Consider the following 242-nt stretch of genomic DNA (forward strand, 5'->3'; position numbering starts at 1 on the left):
GAATCCAAATTGCGGAAACGTCATACTATTGTAATCTTTATACTTTTTCTGTTTTGGATATTTTGCATCTTTACGAAAGAAATGATCAAACGCTTTTTTCAGACGTACAAACACTTCTTGCAAAGGCTGAGAAGGCATTTCTTTTAGAAAAGGATGCGTTTTCTTGTCCAATGTAAGTTGTCTTTGCATATCATAACGATCGTAATTTTCTTTGTTTTGCTTATATTTCCGTTCTTTGTCTA

1 pseudogene is annotated in these 242 nt (G+C 32.6%); it reads right to left on the reverse strand.

The features are described from left to right. Positions 1-242, reverse strand: a pseudogene (locus MR076_RS26185) (RNA-guided endonuclease TnpB family protein); the annotation flags it as partial.

This window comes from Bacillus cereus group sp. BfR-BA-01380, from assembly GCF_022663535.1.
GTDB classification, from domain to species: Bacteria; Bacillota; Bacilli; order Bacillales; family Bacillaceae_G; genus Bacillus_A; species Bacillus_A cereus_BB.